The sequence below is a fragment of the Acidithiobacillus sp. TH-A36 genome (assembly GCF_057473445.1).
Genome location: NZ_JBYCKP010000654.1, coordinates 1 through 2,112 on the forward strand (window position 1 = coordinate 1; position 2,112 = coordinate 2,112).

The following is a 2,112-nucleotide window of genomic DNA, read 5'->3' on the forward strand; positions in this document are numbered from 1 at the left end:
CGATATGCGTGATAGTAATCCCGTGGCCTTGCTGACCTGGCTTGCTGATCGTTTAAATGATTTTGGCTTGGCTTATCTACATTTAATGCGCGGAGACTTTTACGGCCATCAATCAGGGGATATTTTGTCTCCAGCGCGGAAATATTACCGTGGAGCTTTGATTGCCAACATGGGTTACTCGCCAGGAAAAGCCAAAGAAGCTGTAACTTCTGGCATGGTTGATGCCATTGCGTTTGGGACCGCCTTCCTGGCAAATCCAGATTTGCCAGATCGGATTCATGCAGGCTATCCCTTGAATGCTCCTGATCAATCCACTTTTTATTCTACTGGGCCAAAAGGATATACCGACTATCCGGCGTATAACAAAGGCTAGCTTTGGTAAATAATACAGGGCGAGATGAATACCTATTATTCCTTTAGTTATCCTCTCAATTTCCACAATATTTCCTCTCTGGCCCGGAGAGGAATTAATGTGTCCACCCCACAGGGATAGCTTTCGGGAACCGTCCAACCCCGTTTTTCCAGAGTAATGTGCCCCTGATTACGAGGGAGCTGGTAGAAATCCGGTCCATGAAAACTGGCAAAGGCTTCCAGCCGGTCCAGAGCGCCTGCGGCTTCAAAAACTTCTGCATAAAGTTCAATGGCTGCATGGGCGGTGTAAATTCCGGCACAGCCGCAGGCCGACTCCTTATCCTGACGTGGGTGGGGGGCGCTGTCCGTACCGAGAAAATATTTGGGATTACCACTGGTAGCGGCTTGAATCAGTGCCTGGCGGTGGGTTTCCCGTTTGAGAATCGGCAGGCAGTAATGGTGGGGACGAACCCCACCGACAAACAGGGCATTGCGATTGAGGAGCAGGTGGTGAGCGGTGATGGTGGCCGCTATCTGCTTTCCGGCATCGGCAACAAATTGGGTGGCGGTGCGGGTGGTGATATGTTCGAGAACCATGCGCAGATCCGGAAAATTGCGGGTCAGGGGCAGCAGATGGCGTTCTATGAATACGGCTTCCCGATCAAAAATATCAATATCCGGATCGGTCACTTCTCCATGCAGGAGCAGCGGCAGATCCATTTTTTCCATGGCTTCCAGAACGTTGTATACGCGTTTGAGGTCGGTGACACCGTTTTCCGAGTGGGTGGTTGCGCCCGCCGGATAGTATTTCACTGCCTGTACAAAACCGCTGCATTTGGCTTTTTCGATTTCACTCACGGTGGTGTTATCGGTGAGATAAAGGATCATGAGGGGTTGAAATTCCGATGTCGGCTCTAGTGCAGCAACAATCCGGTCACGATAAGCGGTGGCAAGTTCCACCGTGGTGACGGGCGGTTTCAGGTTGGGCATGACGATGGCCCGACCAAAACGTCGGGCACTGTCAGGAAGCACCGAGGCCATATTGGCCCCGTCACGCAGATGCAGATGCCAGTCGTCGGGACGAGTCAGGGTGAGTTCTTGCACAGCATCATCCTCCGCTTGTTGAGATCATACTGGATGATATGTTGCTGGCGCGATATTTTTCAATCGGGCACTGCGGACCGCTCAGATTTTTGGTGGGCGGCTTCCCTGGCTTTTTTGGCTGCTGCAGCGCTGTGAACCTGCAGGCTATGGTCAATGGTGGTAGCTTCCTGAGGATTCAGGCAGCCTATCAGCGACAAAAGACTATGGGCTTCTGCAAAGCGCTGCATCCGAATTGTCGTTCCATGTGGTTGCTCGCAAACCACTACCGGTCGCCAGTCTACCGGCAGATGGACAAAAACGGTCCGTCCATCAGCCGATGATTGGCTGGCGGGTAGCCCCCGGATAGGCCACCCATAAAAATGATGGGATAGACTGAGTCATCTAACAAGCGATGCTGTATTACGGAAAGCCTATAGCAGCTCTTTCATTTGATATAAAACGGCCAATGCTTCCCTGGGGCTGGTGTTGTCAGGGTCCATTTGCTCCAGGAGTTCCAGTGCGGGGTGGGGTGATGCTGCAAATAGGGGAATTTGCGCCGGTGGATTTTGTGCGGGTACCGGATTGGGTAATATGCTTGGTCGTGCAGAGCTCGAATTTTCAAGTAACTGCAGCCGTACCTTGGCAGTGCTGACCACCTTTTCTGGAATGCCGGCCAGG

General features: G+C 52.3%; 3 protein-coding genes and 1 pseudogene. 1 reads left to right on the forward strand and 3 read right to left on the reverse strand.

Annotation, left to right across the window (positions count from 1 at the left end; all coding sequences use genetic code 11):
* Positions 1-373, forward strand: a pseudogene (locus AC2VLY_RS16335) (alkene reductase); the annotation flags it as partial.
* A 47-nt stretch (positions 374-420) separates the two neighbouring features.
* On the opposite strand, the gene pyrC reads toward AC2VLY_RS16335, so the two are convergent.
* The 3 genes from pyrC to AC2VLY_RS16350 form a co-directional block, all read right to left on the reverse strand.
* Positions 421-1,455: a dihydroorotase gene (gene pyrC / locus AC2VLY_RS16340; protein WP_486922661.1), complete on the reverse strand. Its 1,035-nt coding sequence runs from the start codon at positions 1,453-1,455 to the stop codon at positions 421-423.
* A 59-nt stretch (positions 1,456-1,514) separates the two neighbouring features.
* Complete coding sequence (locus AC2VLY_RS16345; protein ID WP_486892332.1) at positions 1,515-1,682, reverse strand: hypothetical protein; 168 nt, start codon at positions 1,680-1,682, stop codon at positions 1,515-1,517.
* 183 nt (positions 1,683-1,865) lie between these two features.
* A partial coding sequence (locus AC2VLY_RS16350; RefSeq protein ID WP_486922662.1) for a hypothetical protein occupies positions 1,866-2,112 on the reverse strand: 247 nt, incomplete at its 5' end.